Annotated in this window: 4 protein-coding genes; all 4 read right to left on the bottom strand. The window is 67.1% G+C overall.

From position 1 onward, the window contains the following. Positions 1-281 precede the first annotated feature (281 nt). The 4 genes from RS899_RS03175 to RS899_RS03160 all read right to left on the bottom strand — a co-directional run bounded on the left by RS899_RS03175 (position 282) and on the right by RS899_RS03160 (position 22,568). The gene (locus RS899_RS03175; RefSeq protein WP_315809071.1) at positions 282-1,523 is read right to left on the bottom strand and encodes an HlyD family type I secretion periplasmic adaptor subunit; all 1,242 of its coding nucleotides are present in this window, start codon (positions 1,521-1,523) and stop codon (positions 282-284) included. Then, positions 1,520-3,628, bottom strand: coding sequence for a type I secretion system permease/ATPase (locus RS899_RS03170; protein WP_054908852.1), 2,109 nt, complete (start codon positions 3,626-3,628; stop codon positions 1,520-1,522). Before RS899_RS03170 ends, RS899_RS03175 begins: the two co-directional genes overlap by 4 nt. After that, positions 3,625-5,046 (bottom strand): TolC family outer membrane protein, encoded by a 1,422-nt coding sequence (locus RS899_RS03165; RefSeq protein WP_054908853.1) that lies wholly within the window; start codon positions 5,044-5,046, stop codon positions 3,625-3,627. The genes RS899_RS03170 and RS899_RS03165 overlap by 4 nt, the downstream gene beginning before the upstream one ends. Positions 5,047-5,432: 386 nt before the next feature. After that, a complete protein-coding gene (locus RS899_RS03160) occupies positions 5,433-22,568 on the bottom strand; it encodes an Ig-like domain-containing protein (protein ID WP_315809070.1) in 17,136 nt (5,711 codons plus the stop codon). Positions 22,569-23,007: the final 439 nt, after the last annotated feature.

The raw sequence follows: 23,007 nt of genomic DNA, 5'->3' as shown, positions 1-23,007 counted from the left end.
CCGGGCGCCGGGGCGCGGGCCTTCCGAAATATCGATGCGGCCGTCCATTCGGCCGTCATTGCCGGGGGCGTCGCGGCGGGGATTCTCCGGCCCGCAGCGCGCTCCTTCTGGCTATGACAAGCGAATGGCGGAAACTGCTTCCGCAATCGACGCGTCCGGCGTCGATGCCCCTTGAGTATGAACGCTGCGGTGACTTTCTGATGACAGCGGAAAAGAAAAACCCCGCCAGGGTGGCGGGGTTTCCAAGCCATCGTGGATGGCCATCGGGTGTCGCTGCTGGCTCAGCGCTCGCGCAAGGCCTCGCGGGCCTTGTTCAGCGGTTTGAGCAGGTAGTCGAGGATGGTCTTGTTGCCGGTGTGGATATCCACCGTGGCGATCATCCCCGGAACGATATCGAAACGCTTGCCGTCCTTGTTGGTCAGGTGATCGACGTCGGTGCGGATGAACACCCGGTAGTAGAAGACCTCGCGCTTCACCTCGTCCTGGATGGTATCCGGGGAGATGGTCGTGACCTTGCCATGCAGGCCGCCGTAGATCGAGTAGTCGTAGGCGGTGATCTTCACCGTGGCGTCCAGTCCGGGACGGATGAAGGCGACATCGCGCGGTGAGATATGGGCCTCGACCAGCAATTTCTCATCCACTGGGACGATCTCCATCAGCTTGCCGTCCTGCGGCACGACGCCGCCGACCGTGGTGACCGCGATGTCCTTGACGATGCCACGTAGCGGCGAGGTGAAGGTGGTGCGGTGCAAAGCGTCCGAGCGGCCACGGGTGACCGAACTCTGTGCCTCGATCTCGGCATTGGCCCTGGCCAGGTCTTCGCGGGCCTTGACCACGTACTGGGTCTGCAGCTCGGTGGCCTTGCGCTCCAGTTCGTTGGCCTGGCGCCGCAACCGCAGCACTTCCACGTCGCTGGCAGCGCCACGCGCCACCAGCGGCTGGGTCATCGCCAGCTCACGGCGCACCAGCCCCAGGGCGTCATTGATGCCCGCCAGGTTCTTCGCCAGGCTGTCCTTGCGCGAGTGGTAGAGCGCCGTCTCGCTGCTCACCAGGTCGGGGAAGGTCTGCACATCCTCGGGGAAGTTCAGCGGCGTACCGTTGACCTCGGCATACAGCCGCGCGGCCTCGGCCTTGGCGGCGCGCATGCGCGAAGCGCTCTCCTCCACCGCTGATTCGCTGCGGGTGCGGTCGAGCTGGGCAAGGACCTGGCCGGCTTCGACCAGATCGCCCTCGTGAACGTTGAGCGAAACCAGGATGCCGCCCTCCAGGGACTGGATGACCTGTTCGCGGGAGGACGGCACCACCTTGCCGCTACCGGTGGAGACTTCATCCAGGGAGAACAGGCTGGCCCATACGGCAAATGCCCCGAGCATGGCTGCGATCAGCCACACCACCAGGCTGGAGCGCGGCAGCGGCGGCTCCGCCGGGGCGCCACGCTGGTGCGCACGTGGCGTGGAGACCGTGGTCTGCGGGAGAGCCGGCGGGACGTCCGTCTTGGCTACCGGGAGCTTGAGGTCGGTCATTGGGTCAGCTCCTTGAGGACTTTGTCTTTGGGACCGTCCAGCACTACCCGCCCGTTGTCGATGAGGATGATCCGGTCGACCCATTTCAGGACCGGCATGCGGTGGGTCGCGACCACCAGCGTGCGCGGCGCCATCCACGGGCCCATGGCGTCGATCACCTGGCGTTCGGTCATCTCGTCGAAGTTGGCGGTCGGTTCGTCGAGCAGCACGATGGACGGATTGCGGATCAGCGTGCGGGCCAGCAACAGGGTCTGGCGCTGGCCGCCGGAGAGGCCCTGGCCGCCTTCGAGGATCACCTCGTCGAGGCCATCGGGCAGCGCCTGCACGAAGGACAGCGCCCCGGACAGGGACAGTGCCTGGGTGACCATGGCATCGCTGGCCATCGGCGCGCCGAGCAGGATGTTCTCGCGGATGGTGCCGTAGAACAGCCGCGAGCTCTGCGGCAGCATGGCCATGTCGCGGCGCACGTCGGCGGTGTCGATCATTGCCAGGTCCAGGCCGTCCAGCGAGACGCGACCTTCCTGCGGGCTGTGCATGCCCGACAGCAGGTTGAGCAGGGTCGACTTGCCGGAGCCGATGCGGCCGAGGATGGCGATCTTCTCGCCAGCGCGGATCTGCAGCTGCGGCACCATCAGCGCCGGGCGCTTGTCGTTGTCGCCGTAGCGGAAGCTCACGCCATCGAGCTGGTAATTGCCATTGAGGGCCGCGCGGTGAACACGGCGGGCGCGTTCGGGCTGGTCCACCGGCCGGCTCATCAGCTCGTCGAGGCCCTTGCGCGCGACCTTGGCGGTCTGCCAGCGGGAGAACACCGAGGCCATCTGTGCCAGCGGCGAGATCATCCGCGAGGCGAGGATCGACGAGGCCACCAGGGCACCAGTGGTCATGTCGCCCTGCATCACCAGGTAACTGCCCAGGGCCAACACCAGGGCATAGACGATACCCTGGACTTCCTGAGTCCAGCTCATCAGCAGGCTGGTGAGAAAGCGCTGGCGCATGCTGATGCCGGCGGACACATCGTTGACGTTGTTCCACTGGTTCTGGAAACGCGCCTCGGCACGCAGCAGCTTGATGTCCTCGATGCCCTGCACCGCCTCCACCAGCATCGCGTTGCGCAACGCCGACTCGCGCATGCCTTCGTTGGACAGACGTTCCAGCGGCTTCTGGATCAGCATGCCGGGGATCACCAGCAGCGGCACGGCACCCAGGGCAACAAACACCAGCGGGCCGCCGACCATCCACAGCACCACCAGGAACAGCAGGAAGAACGGCAGGTCGGCCAATGCCCCGACGGTGGTCGAGGTGAACAGGTCGCGCACCTGGTCGATCTCGCGCAGCTGGGAGATGAAGGTGCCGGTGGAGCGCGAGCGTGCAGAGTTGCGCAGGCGCAGCGCGCGGCCGAAGACCACGTCGGAGATGCGCAGGTCGGCGCGCTTGCCGACCGTGTCGGAGATATGGGTGCGCGAAACGCGCAGGCAGAACTCGAAGACGATCGCCAGCATCACCCCGCCGAACAGCACCCACAGGGTCGCTTCGGAGTTGGCCGGGACTACCCGGTCGTAGACCTGCATGGAGAAGATCACCCCGGCCAGGGCCAGGACATTGGCCACCAGCGAGGCGAGCATGACATCGCCGTAGCGCTTCCAGTCGCGCAGGGCGATGCTCCAGAACCAGTTGCGCCGGTATGGCCGGATGTACTGGTCGACGCGCGCGTCGGGGACCGCCACCTGCGGCCGGAGGATTGCCACGCGACGCACCCGCTGACGGAACTCTTCGACGCCGATGCGGGTTTCCAGGCCTTTGTCGCCACTGAACAGCACGCCGAGGTTGCCCTCGCCGTCGATGGTCTGCACGACGCAGACGCTGCCGTCGTCGAACTCCGCCACCAGCGGCAGGCGCCAGGCATCGAGCAACTCGACCGAGAGTTTGCCGAAGCGCAGGGCGAGCCCCAGGCTCTTGGCCATGTGCAGCAGCATCAGGTCGGCGGAGGCGCCCTGCTCCCAGGCCAGGGCGACACGTGCGCCCTCCTCGGAGACACCGATGCCGTAGTGGCGGGCGACGGCGAGCATCGCGTCCAGCCAGCGTGCGGATTGCGGAGCCAGACTCATGGCAGCACCTCCATGCCCTGTACGGTGGTGTAGTTCAGGCCATAGAACTCACGGCCACGGCCCTGGGCATCGACCAGGCCGACCTGGCCCAGCCAGAGGTCATGGCGGACCATTTCCTCGTCGGAGAGTGCCTGGTAGTACTCCTGCTCGGTGTTGAGCAGGTCGAGGATCGAGCGGGTACCGAGTTTGTACTGCTCGCGGTACAGCTCGCGGGATTCGTCGAGGTTGCGCTTGCGGCTGCCGAGCACCCCCAGGCGCGCGCGGTTGCCGATGATCTGTTCGCGCATGTTGCGCATCTGGTCGCTGGCCGACAGGCGCGCGTCCTCGATGCGTTGCCGCGCGGCTTCCAGGGCGTTGGTAGCGGCGCGCACCTGGGCACGCAGGCCGCCCCCCTGGTAAAGGGTCGAGGTGAAGTTCAGGCTGATGCTGTTGTCGCTGCCATGGCGCTCATAGGTGCTGGGGTTGTCGCCACTCAGCGCCTTGGTGCTGGCAGCCTCAATGCTCACGGTTGGCATGCGGTCGGCCTTGGCGACCCGCAGCTGCGCCTCGGCGGTCTGGCGCTCGGCTTCGGCGGCCAGCACATCGGGCAGGATGCTGGTGTCCAGGCGCCGAGCCAGGTCGACGCGGGCGGCCTGGTCGTCGGAGAGCGCGGCGATCTCGCCGGAAACCGGGCCACCGACCAGGGTGCGCAGACGCTCCTGGGCCTGGTGGTACTGCGAGCGGATCTGCAGTTGGTTGGCGCGCGCGGCGTCGACCCGGGCCAGCGCCTGGATCGGGTCGGAACGGCTGGTAACGCCGGCCCCCGCACGGTCCTGGGTCATCGCATAGACACGTTCCATGGCGCTCACCTGCTCATCGGCGATACGCCCGAGGAGACGGTAGCGGTGCAGGTCGATCGTCGCTTCGGCGGTCTGCCGGGAGATCAAGTCGATCTGCTTGAGGACCAGCGCCTGTTGCCGCCGTGACTGCGCTTGGGCGCTGTCGACGCTGCCGGCGACCTTGCCGAAGTCATAGAGCAGTTGCGAGACCGACAGCGAGGCGGTCTGGCTGGTGCCGTTCTGGGTGGTGTCGCCCCGGCCCAGGCCCATTTTCACCTGGGGGTAGTAGCCGGAACGGGCCATGGCAATGCCGTCGCCCTGTTGCGCCAGGGTGGCGATGGCATCGGCAATGGAGGGGTGGCGGTTGACGGCCATCTGCACGGCCTGGTTGAGGTCCAGCAGACGGTGCGCGGCCGGCGCGTCGAGCTCTGGTGTCAGGCGCTGGCCGCCGGTCTGTTCGATCAGTTGGCTGGGGGCCAGGCTGCGCTGCTCAGGGCTGCTGGCGCCGAACCAGCCCTCATCGAGGACGCCGGCGAGCGTTGCGGTGGAGAAGCTGGACAGGCAGAGCCAGGCCAGAGGTCCGAATTTCCAGGCGTTCACCGAGGGCCTCCCGGAGTCAATGGAGGCGCGCCGGAACGGTCTTCCGTACTCGTATTCGGGGAACTCATCCTGGAGTGCCGGCGCGCGTTGGATACGCGACGTTCGTCTGCAGCGCCCTTGGTGGGCGTGGAGAGATGGGCCTGCCTGCGGCCGCCGGACGGCTGACCTGGGGATGCCCGCTGTAGAAGAAGGCCGCTCAGAACGGCCTGTTGCGAATCGTCCGGGCCATTATCTGAAGCCCGCTCGGACGCATGAATGAGACGTTTCCTAAACGACAAGCGCCCAACCCCCGGGACGCGACGCGCGCCCCTGGGGTCAGGCAGGAAAATCGCGGCCACAGACAAGGCCGAGAGGCGCCGGCCACGCAGCGCCCCTCGGCCCGGTCGTCAGACCACGTTGATGCCGTGCTGGATCAGCAGGTCCGCATTGGTGTTGCTCCCCATGCTCGCGTTGTGCCAGATGTCGTAGTCGACGCCGTTCACGGTCTTGCTGCCGCTGACTGCCCAGCCACCAGAGCCGACGGTCTCGGCCAGGTCCACGGTGGAGCTGCCGTCGCCCTTGATCATCAGGTTGGGTACCTCGGCACTGGTGGTGTCGACCTGCTTGAGCACGTCCGCGAGGCGCAGCGAGAGGGTGTTGTTGCCACTCCCCTCCTGGCTGCTGCCCAGGTCGAAGATCTCGAAGCCCTTGACCCGCGTGCCGTAGCTGGTGAGATCCAGTTGCAGGCCGGAAGCCTCGAACTTCAGGGTATCGATGCCCAGGCCGCCATCGACCCGCGTGAAGGTCGTCCCGACCAGGCCGATGGTGTCGTTGCCGGCACCGCCCATGGCTACGTCATGCTGCACGCTGGTATCGGTGGTGCCGGTGGTATCGGTACCGATGCCATGGATGATGTCGTTGCCCTGGCCACCGCTGATGATGTCCACCCCGTTGTTGATGGCAGACGCTCCCGGGCTGGTGGTGCCGGCCCAGATTTCATCGTCACCCACGGTGTAGCTGTGGGTCAGCAGCGCGATGGAGCCGCTGTAGATGTTGTAGCCCCCCGCGTTGGTCGCCCCCGTGTCGCTCTGCCAGACGCCGTAGCCATAATCGGCGATGCCGTCGCCATTCCAGTCGCCCATGGCCAGGCCGGTACCGGCATAGTCATTGGCGTTTACCCCGGTGTACTTCACCGCCAGCCCGGCCGCGACCAGCGCGTCCAGGTCGGTGTTGGCGTCGAAGCTGCCGTCGGCACGGCCGTAGACCAGGTACACCGCGCCACGGTTGGTGACGCCGTTGTCGTAGCCGGGCATGCCGATCAGGAAGTCGTCGATGCCGTCGCCGTTGACGTCGCCGCCGGAGCTGACGGCATAGCCGAGCATGCCGTCTGCAGTGGTCTTCGAGCCACCGATGGCGGTGCCATTGCTGCCGCTGGAGATGATGAAGCCATCGGTGCCGTTCAGGCTGCCCAGCTTGATGTCGCCCCAGGCCACCCCGCTCTCCTTGCCGTAGATCACATAGACGCGGCCCGGTGCGGTGGTGTCGGCAGTCGAGTCGCCCCAGCCCGGAGAACCGATGGCGAAGTCTTCGATACCGTCGCCATTGATATCGCCGATGTTCTGGATCGAGGAGAACTCGGCGTACCACTGACCCGCGCTCTGCGATGCGCCACCCTGGTCGTAGGTCGCTCCACCAAGCCACTCGCCGGCTTCCGAACCCACCAGGCGCACGCCCTGATCCGGAGTGAGGTTGGCCAGGTTGTAGCTGTTGCCCAGTCCATTGGCGCTCCCCCAGATCAGGTAGGCGGTGCCACTGTTGGCGATGGTGCTGCCATTCAACCCGTTACCACGCGGTGCGGTCACGATGTAGTCGGCGTAACCGTCGCCGTTGACGTCACCGATGACCTTGATCACCGAGCCGAGGTCGGAATCGGCGTCAGGCGCATAGGTGGTGCGCACGTTGGTCTGGTTCTCCACGCGCGAGCCGAGGGTGGACGAGGTCGCACCGGTGGCGTAGTACAGGCCACCCGGATCGGCGTCGCTGGCGTAGTTGCGCAGCAGCAGGTTGCTCCAGGCAGAGCTGCCCGCGCTGCCGGCGTGGCCATAGAGCACCACGTACATGCCGTTGCCACCGTTGCCATCGGCCGAGCCGATTATCAGGTCGGCATAGCCGTCACCATTGATGTCGCCACCGCTGATACTGTTGGCCGGCCAGCCACCCGTGTTGTTGTTCTTGATCACGAAGCCATTGGCGGTGGCGCCGTTCTCCAGACTCAGCAGGTCGAGGGTGCTGAGGGTGTTGCCTTCGCGGCCGAAGATCACGTAGGCGCGGTCGTTCAATGTGCCGGTGATGGCGAAGTCATCATAGCCGTCGCCGTTGATATCGCCGAGGTTGGTGACCAGTTGTCCCTGGATACCGACGTCAGCGCCGGTACCGGTGACACCGGTCTGCTTGATGCGGAAGCCCTGGTCCGGTGTCAGGTTGTCGATGTTCTTCAACGACGGCAGGCCATTGGCGCTGCCGTAGAGCACATAGATGTCCGACTGGTAGGCAGCGGTTGAACCATAGATGTCATGCGGCGCGGAGACCACGAAGTCCTCGTAGCCGTCGCCGTTGAAGTCGCCGATGGAGGACATCGACAGGCCGAGACCGTCGGCTGCCTGGTTGCTGGCGCCCACCGACGGCGTACCGGCCACGTCGATGACCAACCTGGCATCGGCACTGTTATCGAGCAGGCCGACCTGCGAATGGTTGCCCGCCTCGTCCACCAGCACCGCCTTCATGTTGTAGCTGCCATCGAACATCGACGGCAGCGTCACGGTGAAGGTGCCACCGGTGCCGTTCATCGTCAGCGTCAGGTCCTGGGCATAGATCACATCGCCCGGGCCGTAGACGCCGTCGCCATTCTTGTCGTCGAACAGCATCACGGTGATCTTGCCCGCCGCGGCCGCCGCAGCATCCGCCGCGGAGAGACCGGCGACGGTGCCAGTGAAGCTCGGCGTCATCACACTGGTCTTGTTGTCGGTGGTGCTGCTGCCGTTGTCGCTGGCGGTATCCAGGTCGAGTACGAAGCTGGTGAACGTCGGCGCCTGGGTGTCGATGCTCAGGTCATGCTGGGCGCTCTGGCCGATGTTACCGGCGTCGTCCACCACCCGTACGACCACGGTGTAGCTGCCGTCGGCGATCACCTTGCCGGTGTTGTCGAAGCGCCAGTCGGTGCCGGAAACGTCGGCGCGCTGCCAGGTGTGACCACCATCCAGGCTGATCTCCACGCCTTCGCCGGCGCCGAGCGCAACGCCCAGCTTGCCGGAGAACACCAGGGTGTTGTCGTTGGTAATGAAGTCATTGCCCTGGGCACCGTTGTCGTCGCTGATGGCGTCGAGGGTAATGGTCTTGTCGGCGCTTGGCCCGTCGGTATCGATCACCACGGTATGGCCGGCGCTGTTGCCGACGTTGCCGGCATCGTCGACCACCCGCACCTGCACGTCGTACTCCGCGTCACCCAGCACCTTGCCGGTGTTGTCGAAGGTCCAGTCGGTGCCGTTGACCTCGACGCGCTGCCAGGTATGGCCGCCGTCGAGGCTGATTTCCACGCCCTCGTCGGCCGCCAGGCTCTGGCTCAGGTGGCCACGGAACAGCAGGGTGTTGTCATTGGTGACGAAGTCGTTGCCGAGGTAGCCGTTGTCGTCGCTGATGCCATCGAAGGTGACGGTCAGGCTGGCAGACGGTCCCTGGGTATCGATCTGCACCGCCTGGCTGTCGGCCAGGCTGACGTTGCCTTCGCTGCCGACCACGCGGGCCATGAACACATAGTCGCCATCGCCCATGACCGTGCCGCTGTTATCGAAGACATAAGTGCCGTTGCCCTGGTCCACGGCGTCGTGCCAGGTCTGGCCGCCGTCGACGGAGATCTGCACCTTGTCACCGGCGTTGAGCTGGCCGTCCACGGTGGCGCTGACCACCAGGGTGTTGTCGTTGGTGATGAAGTCGCCGCTGTTCAGACCGTTGTCTTCGGAGATGCCGCTGACGGTCGCCAGCGCGTAGTGCGCGCTGCCGCTCTCGCTGCTGTTACTGGCGGCATCGGTGGCCACGGCGCTGACCTCGCCGCTGCTCTGGGCCCCGGCGCTGGTGACGCTGTAGGTGCCCGCGGCGCTGGCGGTGACGGTCTGCTGCGTGCCATCCGGGAAGGTCACGGTGACCTGGCTACCGGCTTCGGCGTTGCCGCTGACCACCAGGGTACCGTCGGCATTGGCGTTGACCAGCACGCTGGGTGCCAGCGGCGCGGTGCTGTCGGCGTAGTCCGCGGAGGCGGATGCGCCGGTGTTGCCGGCCGCGTCAGTGGCGGCGGCGCTGACTTCGCCCGTGCTCTGCGGGACGTGGGTGGTGACGCTGTAGCCGCCGTCGGAACCGGCGATGGCCGTACCGGTGGCGCCGCTGGGGAAGGTCACGGTGACGGTGCTGCCCGCCTCTGCCATCCCTGTCACCGTCAGGCCGCCATCGGCGTTGACGGTGATGTTCACGCTCGGTGCACCCGGTGCGGTGGTGTCGGTGAAGTCGGCCGTCGCTGCCGGTCCGGCGTTACCGGCCAGGTCGGTAGCGCTGGCACTGACTTCGCCGCTGGGCTGGCCAACCGGCGAGGTGACGCTGAAGCGGCCATCGGTCCCGGCGGTCACCGATCCAGTGGTGCCGTCCGGGTAGGTGACGGTGACGCTGCTGCCCGCCTCGGCGCTGCCGCTGACGGTAACGCTGCCATCCGCATTGTTCACCAGCGGGTCGAGCACCGGTGCCTGCGGCAAGCTGGTGTCGGTGTACGTGGCGGTAGTGGCCGAGCCGTCATTGCCGGCAGCGTCGGTTGCCAGTGCACTGACTTCGCCCGTGGTCTGCGGCACGTGGGTGGTGACGCTGTAGCTACCATCGGTGCCGGCGACTGCCGTGCCGCTGGTGCCATCCGGGAAGGTGACGGTGACGGTGCTGCCCGCCTCGGCCGTACCCGTCACGGTCAGGCCGCCGTCGGCGTTCGCCGTGACGTTGACGCTCGGAGCGTCCGGCGCAGTGGTGTCAGTGAAGGTGGCGCTGGCCGACGGGCCAGCGTTGCCGGCGGCATCGCTGGCGCTGGCACTGACCTCACCACTGGGCTGTCCGACCGGCGAGGTAACACTGAAGCGACCATCGGAGCCGACGGTGACCGATCCGCTGGTGCCATCCGGGTAGGTGACAGTGACGCTGCTGCCCGCTTCGGCGCTGCCGCTGACGGTGACGCTGCCATCGGCATTGTTCACCAGCGGATCGAGTACCGGCGCCAGCGGCGCAGTGTTGTCGGTGTAGTGTTCGACCGTCGACGCGCCAGCATTGCCCGCGGCATCGGTGGCGGACGCGCTGACCTCGCCGCTGGTCTGCGGCACCTGGGTGGTGACGCTGTAGCTGCCATCAGAACCGGCGGTGGCCGCGCCGGTGGTGCCATCGGGGAAGGTCACGGTCACGGTGCTGCCCGCTTCCGCCGTGCCCGTCACGGTCAGGCCGCCATCGGCATTGGCGACGACATTCACGCTCGGCGCCAGCGGCGCAGCGGTGTCGGTGTAGTCCGCCGTGGCCGGGTCGCCGGTATTGCCGGCTGCATCGGTGGCGGTCGCACTGACCTCACCACTGGTTTGCGGAACATGAGTCGTGACGCTGTAGCTGCCATCGGCGCCGGCAGTGGCGGTGCCGCTGCTGCCATCCGGGAAGGTCACGGTGACGGTGCTGCCCGCCTCCGCCGTACCCGCCACGGTCAGGCCGCCGTCGGTGTTGGCGCTGACGTTCACGCTCGGCGCCAACGGTGCGCCGGTGTCGGTGTAGTCCACCGTGGCGGCGTCGCCGATATTGCCGGCCACATCGGTGGCGGTCGCGCTGACTTCACCGCTGGTTTGCGGAACCGTCGTGGTGACGCTGTAGCTGCCGTCGGAACCCGCAGTCGCGGTGCCAGTGCTGCCATCCGGGAAGGTCACGGTGACGGTGCTGCCCGCCTCCGCCGTGCCTGTCACGGTCAGGCCGCCATCGGCATTGGCGCTGACATTCACGCTCGGCGACTGCGGCGCGCCGGTGTCGGCGTAGTTCACCGTGGTGGCGTCGCCGGTATTGCCGGCGCTGTCGGTCGCCGTGGCGCTGACTTCACCCGTGGTCTGCGGCACTGTCGTGGTGACGCTATAGGCACCGTCGCTGCCCGCGGTCGTGGTGGTGCTGCTGCCATCCGGGAAGGTCACGGTCACGGTGCTTCCCGCTTCCGCCGAGCCCGTCACGGTCAGGCCGCCATCGGCATTGGCGCTGACGTTCACGCTCGGCGCATCCGGTGCAGTGGTGTCGGCGAATTCGCCGGTGGCCGACGGGCCGGTATTGCCCGCTTCGTCAGTGGCCTTGGCGATGACATCGCCGTTGGGCTGCCCCGCCGGCGAGGTGATGCTGAAGGCGCCATCGCTGCCCGCGACCACGGAGCCGGTGGTGCCGTCCGGGAAGGTCACGGTCACGGTGCTGCCCGCTTCGGCGCTACCGGTGAGGGTGACGCTGCCATCGCCGTTGGTCACCAGCGGGTCCAGCTCCGGTGCCAGTGGCGCGGTGTTGTCGGTGTAGGACTCGACCGTCGATGCGCCGGCATTGCCAGCGGCATCGGTGGCGTTGGCGCTGACGTCACCGCTGGTTTGCGGGACGTGGGTGGTGACGCTGTAGCTGCCATCGGTGCCCGCGGTCGCCGTGCCGGTGCTGCCATCCGGGAAGGTCACGGTGACGGTGCTACCCGCCTCCGCCATGCCCGTCACAGTCAGGCCGCCGTCGGCATTGGCGCTGGCGTTCACGCTCGGTGCCAGCGGCGCGCCGCTGTCGGTGTAGTCCACGGTTGCCGCAGCGCCGGTGTTGCCTGCGGCATCGGTGGCGGTCGCGCTGACTTCACCGGTGGTTTGCGGAGTCGTGGTGGTGACGCTGTAGCTGCCGTCGTTGCCGGCCGTGGTCGTCGCGGTGCTGCCATCGGGGAAGGTCACGGTCACGCTGCTGCCCGGTTCGGCGCTGCCGGCAACCGTCAGGCCGCCATCGGCATTCGCCGTCACGTTCACGCTCGGTGCCTGCGGGCCCTGGGTGTCGGTGTAGTTCTCGACGGTGGGCGCGCCGGCATTGCCAGCGGCATCTGTGGCGCTGGCGCTGACCTCACCGCTGGTCTGCGGGATGTGGGTGGTGATTTCGTAGCTGCCGTCGCTACCGGCGGTCACCGAGGCGGTCGAGCCGTCCGGGAAGGTCACGGTCACGGTGCTACCCGCCTCCGCGCTGCCGCTGACGGTCAATCCGCCATCGTCGTTGGCACTGACCGTCACGCTCGGCGACTGCGGAGCGGCGGTGTCGGTGTAGCCCACGGTGGTGCTGTCGCCCACGTTGCCAGCCGCGTCACTGGCGCTGGCGGTCACGTCGCCGCTGGTCTGCGGCACGTTGGTGGTGATGCTGTAACTACCATCGCTACCCGCCGTGACAGTGTCGGTGGAGCCATCGGGGAAGGTCACGGTGACGGTGCTGCCCGCCTCCGCGCTGCCACTCACGGTCAGACCGCCGTCGGCATTGGCGACGACATTCACGCTCGGCGCATCCGGCGCGGTGGTGTCGGTGTAGCTCTCGGTCGCCGAGGCACCGGTATTACCGGCCTCGTCGGTGGCGTTGACGCTGATCTCGCCGCTGGGCTGGTTGTCCGGCGAGGTGACCGACCAGGAGCCGTCTTCACCCGCTACCACGGAACCGGTGGTGCCGTCCGGGTAGGTGATGGTGACGGTGCTGCCCGGCTCGGCGCTGCCGCCGACGGTGATGCTGCCATCGTCGTTGGTGACGACCGGATCGAGTACCGGCGCTTGCGGCGCGGTGCTGTCGGTGTAGGTCTGGGTGGTGGCATCGCCGGTGTTGCCGGCAGCGTCGGTGGCGGTCGCGCTGACCTCACCGCTGGTCTGCGGCACCTGGGTGGTGATGCTGTAGCTGCCATCGCCACCCGCCGTGGCGGTCGCGGTGCTGCCGTCCGGGAAGGTCACGGTCACCGTGCTACCCGCCTCGGCAGTACCGGCCACGGTCAGGCCGCCGTCGGCATTGGCCGTGACGGTGACGCTCGGCGCGTCGGGTGCGGTGGTATCGGCAAACTCGCCGGTGGCCGATGGGCCGGTATTGCCGGCTTCGTCGGTAGCCTTGGCGGTGACGTCGCCACTGGGCTGGCCGGCGGGGGACGTGAGGGTGAAGCTGCCATCCTCACCGGCCACCACGCTGCCGGTGGTTCCGTCCGGATAGGTCACGGTCACCGTGCTGCCCGGCTCGGCCGAGCCACCGATGGTGACGCTGCCATCCTCGTTGGTCACCAGCGGGTCGAGGACCGGCGCCAGCGGAGCGGTGCTGTCGGTGTAGCTCTGCGCAGTGGCGTCGCCCGTGTTGCCGGCGGCGTCGGTGGCGGTCGCGCTGACCTCACCGGTGGTTTGCGGAACCGTGGTGGTCACGCTGTAGCTGCCATCGGAGCCGGCAGTCGCCGTACCGATGCTGCCATCCGGGAAGGTCACGGTCACGGTGCTGCCCGCCTCAGCCGTGCCGGACACGGTCAGGCCACCGTCGGCATTCGCCGTGACGTTGACGCTTGGTGCATCCGGCGCGGTGGTGTCGGCGTAGTTCTCGGTCACCGAGGCACCGGTATTGCCGGCTTCGTCGGTGGCGTTGACGCTGATTTCACCGGTGGGCTGATTGTCCGGTGAAGTGAGGGTGAAGCTGCCGTCCTCGCCCGCCACGACACTGCCGGTGCTGCCGTCGGGGTAGGTCACGGTGACGGTGCTGCCCGGCTCGGCCGAACCGCCAATGGTGATGCTGCCGTCGTCGTTAGTGACGATCGGGTCGAGGATCGGCGCTTGCGGCGCGGTGCTGTCGGTGTAGGCCTGGGTGGTGGCGTCGCCGATATTGCCAGCCGCGTCGGTCGCGCTGGCGCTGACGTCGCCGGTAGTTTGCGGAACCATGGTGGTGACGCTGTAGCTGCCGTCACTGCCGGCGGTGGCAGTACCGGTGGATCCATCCGGGAAGATGACGGTCACGGTCGTGCCTGGCTCGGCGCTGCCAGCCACGGTCAGGCCGCCATCAGCATTGGCCGTGACGGTGACGCTCGGCGCGTCCGGGGCGGTGGTATCGGTGTAGTTCTCAGTCACCGAGGCACCGGTGTTGCCGGCTTCGTCGGTGGCGTTGACGCTAACCTCACCAGTGGGTTGGTTCTCCGGCGAGGTGACGCTGAAGCTGCCATCTTCGCCCACCACTACGGAGCCAGTGCTGCCATCCGGGTAAGTGACAGTGACGGTGCTGCCCGGTTCTGCCGAGCCGCCGATAGTGATGCTGCCGTCTTCGTTGGTGACAATCGGGTCAAGGATCGGCGCTTGCGGCGCGGTGCTATCGGTGTAGGCCTGGGTGGCGGCGTCGCCGATATTGCCAGCCGCGTCGGTCGCGCTGGCGCTGACGTCGCCGGTGGTTTGCGGAACGGTGGTGGTGACGCTGTAGCTGCCATCGCTGCCGGCGGTGGCAGTACCGGTAGAGCCATCCGGGAAGGTAACGGTAACGGTGCTACCCGCCTCTGCCGTGCCAGTGACGGTCAGGCCGCCGTCAGCATTGGCAGTGACGGTGACGCTCGGCGCATCCGGCGCGGTGGTATCGGTATAGCTCTCGGTCACCGAAGCACCGGTGTTACCGGCTTCGTCGGTGGCGTTGACGCTGACTTCGCCGGTGGGTTGATCTTCCGGCGAGGTGATCGACCAGGAACCGTCTTCACCGACGACTACGCTGCCGGTGGAGCCATCCGGATAGGTCACGGTGACGGTGCTGCCCGGCTCGGCGCTGCCGCCGACGGTGATGCTGCCGTCCTCGTTGGTGACGATGGGATCGAGTACCGGTGCTTGCGGCGCGGTGCTATCGGTGTAGCCCTGGGTGGTGGCATCGCCGGTATTGCCGGCGGCGTCGGTCGCGCTGGCGCTCACGTCACCCGTGGTTTGCGGAACCGTGGTGGTCACGCTGTAGCTGCCATCGGAACCTGCAGTCGCGGCGCCAGTGCTGCCATCCGGGAAGGTCACGGTAACGGTGCTGCCCGCCTCAGCCGTGCCGGACACGGTCAGGCCACCGTCGGCATTCGCCGTGACGTTGACGCTTGGTGCATCCGGCGCGGTGGTATCGGCGTAGTTCTCGGTCACCGAGGCACCGGTATTACCGGCTTCGTCAGTGGCATTGACGCTGACTTCACCGGTGGGCTGGTTCTCCGGAGAGGTGAGGGTGAAGCTACCGTCCTCACCCGCCACGACACTGCCGGTGCTGCCGTCGGGATAGGTCACGGTGACGGTGCTGCCCGGCTCGGCCGTACCACCGATGGTGATGCTGCCGTCCTCGTTGGTGACGATCGGGTCGAGCACCGGCGCTTGCGGCGCGGTGCTGTCGGTGTAGCCCTGGGTAGTGGCATCGCCGGTATTGCCGGCGGCGTCGGTCGCGCTGGCGCTCACGTCGCCCGTGGTTTGCGGGACCGTGGTGGTGATGCTGTAGCTGCCATCGCCACCCGCCGTGGCGGAGCCGGTGGTGCCATCCGGGAAGGTGACGGTCACGGTGCTACCGGCTTCCGCCGTGCCAGTCACGGTCAGGCCGCCATCGGCATTGGCGGTAACGTTGACGCTCGGCGCACCCGGCGCGGTAGTGTCGGCAAACTCGCCAGTAGCAGACGGGCCAGTATTGCCGGCCTCGTCAGTAGCCTTGGCGCTCACGTCACCGCTGGGCTGGTTGCCCGGCGAAGTGATGCTGAAGCTGCCGTCCTCGCCCGCTACCACAGAGCCAGTGCTGCCATCCGGATAAGTGACGGTGACAGTGCTGCCCGGCTCGGCGCTGCCGCCGACGGTGACGCTGCCATCGTCGTTGGTAACGATCGGGTCGAGGGCCGGTGCTTGCGGCGCGGTGCTGTCGGTATAGGTGACCGTGCTCGAGTCGCCGGTATTGCCGGCAGCATCGCTCGCACTGGCACTGACCTCGCCACTGGTTTGCGGGACGTGAGTGGTGATTTCGTAACTGCCGTCGCCGCCGGCTGTTGCGGTGGCGGTGCTGCCGTCAGGGAAGGTGACAGTGACAGTCGTGCCCGGCTCGGCGCTGCCAGCCACGGTCAGGCCGCCATCGGGATTGGCGGTGACGGTGACGCTTGGCGCATCCGGCGCGGTGGTGTCGGCGTAGTTCTCGGTCACCGAGGCGCCAGTATTGCCGGCTTCGTCGGTGGCGTTGACGCTGATCTCACCAGTGGGCTGGTTTTCCGGCGAGGTGAGGCTGAAGCTGCCGTCTTCGCCAACCACCACGGAGCCAGTGCTGCCATCCGGGTAAGTGACGGTGACGGTGCTGCCCGGCTCCGCGCTGCCGCCGACGGTGATACTGCCGTCTTCGTTGGTGACGACCGGATCGAGGACAGGCGCCTCAGGAGCGGTCGTATCGGAATAGGACTGGGTGGTGGCATCGCCCGTGTTGCCGGCCGCGTCGGTCGCCGTCGCGCTGACGTCGCCGCTGGTCTGCGGCACGTTCGTGGTGACGCTGTAGCTGCCGTCGGAACCGGCGGTTGCGGTGCCGGTGCTGCCATCCGGGTAGGTCACGGTGACGGTGCTGCCCGCCTCTGCCGTGCCGCTGACGGTCAGGCCGCCGTCCGCATTGGCCGTGACGGTAACGCTCGGTGCCTCCGGCGCGGTGGTGTCGGTGTAGTTCTCGGTCACCGAGGCACCGGTATTGCCCGCTTCGTCGGTGGCGTTGACGCTGATTTCACCGGTGGGTTGGTTCTCCGGCGAGGTGACGCTGAAGCTGCCGTCTTCGCCCACGACCACGTTGCCGGTGCTGCCATCCGGGTAGGTGACTGTCACGGTGCTGCCCGGCTCAGCCGAACCGCCAATGGTGATGCTGCCGTCGTCATTGGTAATGATCGGGTCAAGCACGGGCGCTTGCGGCGCAGTGCTGTCGGTGTAGCTGAAGGTGGTCGAATCGCCGGTGTTGCCCGCCGCGTCCGTCGCGCTCGCGCTGACGTCGCCGCTGGTCTGCGGCACGTTCGTGGTGACGCTGTAGCTGCCATCGGAGCCAGCAGTCGCCGTGCCGGTGCTGCCATCCGGGTAGGTCACGGTCACGCTGGTGCCCGGCTCGGCATTACCGGTCACAGTCAGGCCACCATCGGCATTGGCCGTGACGCTCACGCTCGGCGCCTCCGGCGCGGTAGTGTCGGTGTAGCTTTCGCTGGCCGACGGACCGGTGTTGCCGGCTTCGTCGGTGGCGTTGACGCTGATCTCGCCGGTGGGCTGATTCTCCGGCGAGGTCATGCTGAAGCTGCCGTCGTCACCGACGACCACGCTGCCAGTACTGCCATCCGGGTAGGTGACCGTCACGGTGCTGCCCGGCTCTGCCGAGCCGCCGACGGTGACACTGCCATCATCGTTGGTGACGATGGGGTCGAGTACCGGCGCTTGCGGGGCGGTGCTGTCGGCATAGCTGAAGGTGGTCGAATCGCCGGTATTGCCAGCGGCGTCGGTCGCGCTCGCGCTGACGTCACCGCTGGTCTGCGGAACATTCGAGGTGATGCTGTAGCTACCATCGCCAGCCGCGGTCGCTGTGCCGGTGCTGCCATCGGGGAAGGTCACGGTGACTGTACTGCCCGCCTCCGCCGAGCCGGTCACGGTCAGGCCGCCGTCGGCATTGGCCGTGACGTTCACGCTCGGTGCATCCGGCGCGGTGGTGTCGGCGTAGTTCTCGGTCACCGAGGCGCCGGTATTACCGGCTTCGTCGGTGGCGTTGACGCTGACTTCGCCGGTGGGCTGATCTTCCGGCGAGGTAATCGACCAGGAGCCATCCTCCCCCACCACCACGGAACCGGTGCTGCCATCCGGATAGGTGACCGTCACGGTGCTGCCCGGCTCGGCACTACCGCCAACGGTGATGCTGCCATCGTCGTTGGTGACGATCGGGTCGAGTACCGGCGCCTCCGGCGCCGTGCTGTCGGTGTAGTGCTGGGTGGTCGCGTCACCGGTATTGCCGGCGGCGTCGGTCGCGCTGGCGCTGACGTCACCGCTGGTCTGCGGCACATGGGTCGTGACGCTGTATTCGCCGTTATCGCCGGCGGTGACGGTCGCAGTGGTGCCATCCGGGAAAGTCACGGTGACGGTGCTGCCCGCTTCCGCGCTGCCGCTGACGGTGAGACCGCCGTCGGCATTCGCGCTGACAGTGACACCCGGCGCGTCGGGCGCGGTGGTATCGGCGAACTCGCCGGTGGCTGCCGGGCCGGTGTTACCGGCTTCGTCGGTAGCCTTGGCGCTTACGTCGCCACTCGGCTGGTTGGCGGGCGAGGTGATGCTGAAGCTGCCGTCCTCACCTGCCACCACGCTGCCGGTGGTGCCATCCGGGTAGGTCACGGTGACGGTGCTACCCGGCTCAGCCGAGCCGCCGACAGTGACACTGCCATCACCGTTGGTGACGATGGGATCGAGGGCCGGCGCTTGCGGCGCGGTGCTGTCGATGTAGCCCTGGGTGGTGCTGTCGCCAGTATTACCGGCGGCATCGGTCGCGCTCGCGCTGACCTCGCCACTGGTTTGCGGGACGTGGGTGGTGATCTCGTAACTGCCGTCGCTGCCCACCGTGGCGCTGCCGGTGGAGCCGTCCGGGAAGGTGACGGTGACGGTGGTGCCCGGCTCGGCGCTGCCGGTCACGGTCAGGCCACCGTCGGCATTGGCCGTGACGTTGACACTCGGTGCCTCCGGTGCGGTGGTGTCCACGTAGTTCTCGGTCACCGAAGCGCCGGTATTGCCCGCTTCGTCGGTGGCATTGACGCTGATTTCGCCGGTGGGTTGGTTCTCCGGCGAGGTGATGCTGAAGTTGCCATCCTCACCCACGACCACAGAGTCGGTGCTGCCATCGGGATAGGTGACCGTCACGGTGCTGCCCGGCTCTGCCGAACCGCCAATGGTGATGCTGCCGTCGTCATTGGTGACGATCGGACCGAGGACCGGCGCTTCCGGTGCGGTGCTGTCGGTGTAGCCCTGAGTCGTGGCGTCGCCGGTATTGCCAGCAGCGTCGGTCGCACTCGCGCTGACCTCGCCATTGGTTTGCGGGACGTGAGTGGTGACGCTGTAGCTGCCATCGGAGCCGGCAGTCGCCGTACCGGTGCTGCCATCCGGGTAGGTCACGGTGACGGTACTGCCCGCCTCTGCCATGCCGCTCACGGTCAGGCCGCCATCGGCGTTGGCCGTGACGTTCACGCTCGGTGCTTCCGGCGCAGTGGTATCGGTGAAGCTTTCACTGGCCGACGGGCCGGTATTGCCGGCTTCGTCGGTGGCGTTGACGCTGATCTCTCCGGTGGGTTGGTTCTCCGGCGAGGTGACGCTGAAGCTGCCGTCTTCACCGACGACCACGGAGCCGGTGCTGCCGTCCGGATAGGTGACGGTCACGGTGCTGCCCGGCTCAGCCGAACCACCAATGGTGACGCTGCCGTCGTCGTTGGTGACGATCGGGCCAAGTACCGGCGCTTCCGGTGCGGTGCTATCGGTGTAGCTCTGGGTGGTGGAGTCACCGGTGTTGCCAGCGGCGTCCGTTGCCGTTGCAGTCACGTCGCCGCTGGTCTGCGGAGCATGGGTCGTGATGTCGTAGCTGCCGTCGCCGCCCGCCGTGGCGCTGCCGGTGGAACCGTCCGGGAAGGTGACGGTGACAATCGTGCCGGGCTCGGCGCTACCGGTCACAGTCAGGCCACCATCGGCATTGGCCGTGACGGTGACGCTCGGTGCATCCGGTGCGGTGGTGTCGCTGTAGCTCTCGGTCACCGAAGCGCCAGTATTGCCCGCTTCGTCAGTGGCGTTGACGCTGATTTCGCCAGTGGGCTGATTCTCCGGCGAGGTGATGCTGAAGTTGCCATCCTCACCGACGACCACCGAGCCGGTGCTGCCATCCGGGTAGGTGACGGTCACGGTGCTGCCTGGTTCGGCCGAACCGCCAATGGTGATGCTGCCGTCGTCGTTGGTGACGATGGGGTCGAGGACTGGCGCCTCCGGCGCGGTGCTGTCGGTGTAGACCTGAGTAGTGCTGTCGCCGGTATTGCCAGCGGTGTCGGTCGCGCTCGCACTGACGTTGCCGCTGGTCTGTGGCACGTTCGTGGTGACGCTGTAGCTGCCATCGGAGCCGGCAGTCGCCGTGCCGATGGTGCCATCCGGGTAAGTCACGGTCACGGTCGTACCCGGCTCAGCGCTACCGGTCACGGTCAGGCCACCGTCGGCATTGGCCGTGACGGTGACGCTCGGTGCCTGCGGAGCGGTGGTGTCGGTGTAGTTTTCGGTCACCGAGGCGCCGGTATTGCCCGCTTCGTCGGTGGCGTTGACGCCGATTTCGCCAGTGGGTTGGTTCTCCGGCGAAGTCATGCTGAAGCTGCCGTCTTCACCGACGACCACCGAGCCGGTGCTGCCATCGGGATAGGTGACCGTCACGGTGCTACCCGGCTCGGCACTACCGCCTACGGTGATGCTGCCATCGTCGTTGGTGACGATCGGGTCGAGTACCGGCGCCTCCGGCGCGGTGCTGTCCGTGTAGCTGAAGCTGGTCTCCCCCCCGGTATTGCCAGCCGCGTCGGTCGCACTCGCGCTGACCTCCCCGCTGGTCTGCGGAACATGGGTGGTGATGCCATAGCTGCCATCGCTGCCAGCGGTGGCAGTGCCGGTGGAGCCGTCCGGGAAGGTGACGGTGATGGTCGAGCCCGGTTCGGCGCTGCCGGTCACGGTCAGGCCGCCGTCGGCATTCGCCGTAACATTCACGCTCGGTGCACCCGGCGCGGTGGTGTCGGTGAAGTTTTCGCTGGTCGATGGACCGGTGTTGCCGGCTTCGTCAGTGGCGTTGACGCTGATCTCACCGCTGGGCTGATTCTCCGGCGAGGTGAGGCTGAAGCTGCCGTCTTCGCCCACCACCACGGAGCCGGTGGAGCCATCCGGATAGGTCACTGTGACGGTGCTGCCCGCCTCGGCGGTGCCGCCGACGGTAACGCTACCATCTTCGTTGGTAATGATCGGGCCCAGCACGGGAGCATCGGGCGCGGTGCTGTCGGCGAAATTATCAGTGGCGGCCGGGCCGGTGTTGCCGTCCAGGTCGGTAGCCGTTGCGCTGACTTCACCATTGGGCTGCGGACCAGCGGAGGTCACCGAGAAGGCGCCGTTCGCATCGGCGACCGTGGTGCCAGTGGATCCGTCCGGGAAAGTCACGGTGACGGTGCAGCCCGGTTCGGCGCTACCGCAGACGGTGACCGAGCCACCAAAGAGGGTAACCAGCGGATCGAGCAGCGGCGCATCCGGCGGGGTGCTATCGACGTAGGCCAGGTTGCCGGGCTCGCCGGTGTTGCCAAACACATCAGTGGCGGTGGCGCTGATGTCGCCACTGGCCTGGGGCACATGGGTGGTGATGCTGTACTGGCCGTTGCCATCCGCCATGACGTTACCCACCGAGCCATCCGGGAAGGTAACGGTGACGATGCTGCCGGCTTCGGCGCAGCCACTGATGGTGAGGCCGCCATCGGCGTTTTCAGTGACGCTGATGCTCGGCGCTGCCGGCGGCGTGGTATCGACGTAGGGCAGTTGGGTCCCAGGGCTGGTGTTGCCGGCATTGTCGGTGGCGCTTGCCGTCAGGTCGCCCGAAGGCTGGTCGGGCGGCGACGTCATGCTATAGCCGCCGTCCTCGCCGACGACGACGCTGCCGGTACTGCCATCGGGATAGGTGACGGTGACGGTGCTACCCGGTTCCGCACTACCACTGACGGTCACGCTGCCGTCGGCGTTGGTGGTCACCTCGATGCTGGGTGCATTCGGTGCAGTGGTATCGGTGTAGTCGACATGGGCGTTGCTGCTGTTGCCCTTGCCATCCTCGACGTGAACATCCACGCCACCGCTGCTCTGCGGCGTGGACGTGGACGCCTGGTAGTGACCGTTGGCATCCGCCACCACGGTCGTGCTGGAGCCATCCGGGAAGGTCACGGTCACGCTGGCGCCAGGGCTGGTTGTGCCGCTGACGATCAGCCCGCCCGCTTCACCAGCCTGCAGATCGGCGGTGGGAGCCTTGAGCCCGCTGCCACCATGATGCCCGCCGCCACCGCCGCCGCTGTTGGAAGCGGCAACGCCACCGGCAACCAGCGCCAGGCCACCCAGTACCCAGGGCAGCGCGCCCTGATCGTCGCTCTCCGCCACCAGCAGCGACTCGACCGAGTCGACATCGCTGTAACCGGCAAAGACGGAACCTGAATCGTTGACGTCGGCAACCCAGTAATGGCCGTCGCCGCTGTCGAGTACCAGATCGCTGTTCGGGGCGCCGGGCGCCCCGAAGAACCCGTGGATGACAATGGTCTCGCCGTCCAGGGTCTTGATCACCAGCGCATTGCCTTCGCGGGTCATGCTGACGACCTGCTCCTTGCTCAAAGCCAGCTTCACGACCGAGGGCGCGCGAAGGGTCAGGTCAGCCTGGTTGATCTGGGTGGTCGCGTGGGTCGCCTTGTCGATTACAACGATTGTTTTAGCCATGATGGGCCTCGGAACTCGGCAGTCATGGGAACAGTGGCGGCAGGGCCGTCGTCATCCCCTATCGGAAAGGTCGGCCGCAAGCCAGAGGGCCTGCGGAACTACTTCAACCACGGGGTTCGAGGACTCGCCTCTGCGACAGGCAGGCGGAAACCGGCTGATCGGGGGAGGCAGTGGAATTATTGGAATTGAGTATCGAAAGGCCGATGGAGCTGTCCGCTGAGCCGTGCTCATGAGCAGGCACGTGACGAAGGCTCCCCGTGGATAATGTCGGCAGTATCCGTAGGGCCATTTCCCACTGACATCAGATGATTCCTAATCCCGCGCCCACAGAGGGTGTCCGCCGACAAAGCACTCTGCTGTGTCTGGCTCGCCCCTTACCGGCGACGGGCGGGGCTGGCAGGGAGAGGGCAGGGTTGGAGCGGAGCCTTTCAGGGTCGCG

It is taken from the genome of Pseudomonas sp. C9-3, from assembly GCF_032392015.1.
Classification (GTDB): Bacteria; Pseudomonadota; Gammaproteobacteria; order Pseudomonadales; family Pseudomonadaceae; genus Pseudomonas; species Pseudomonas nitroreducens.
This window is presented reverse-complemented; position numbering and strand designations above follow the sequence as displayed.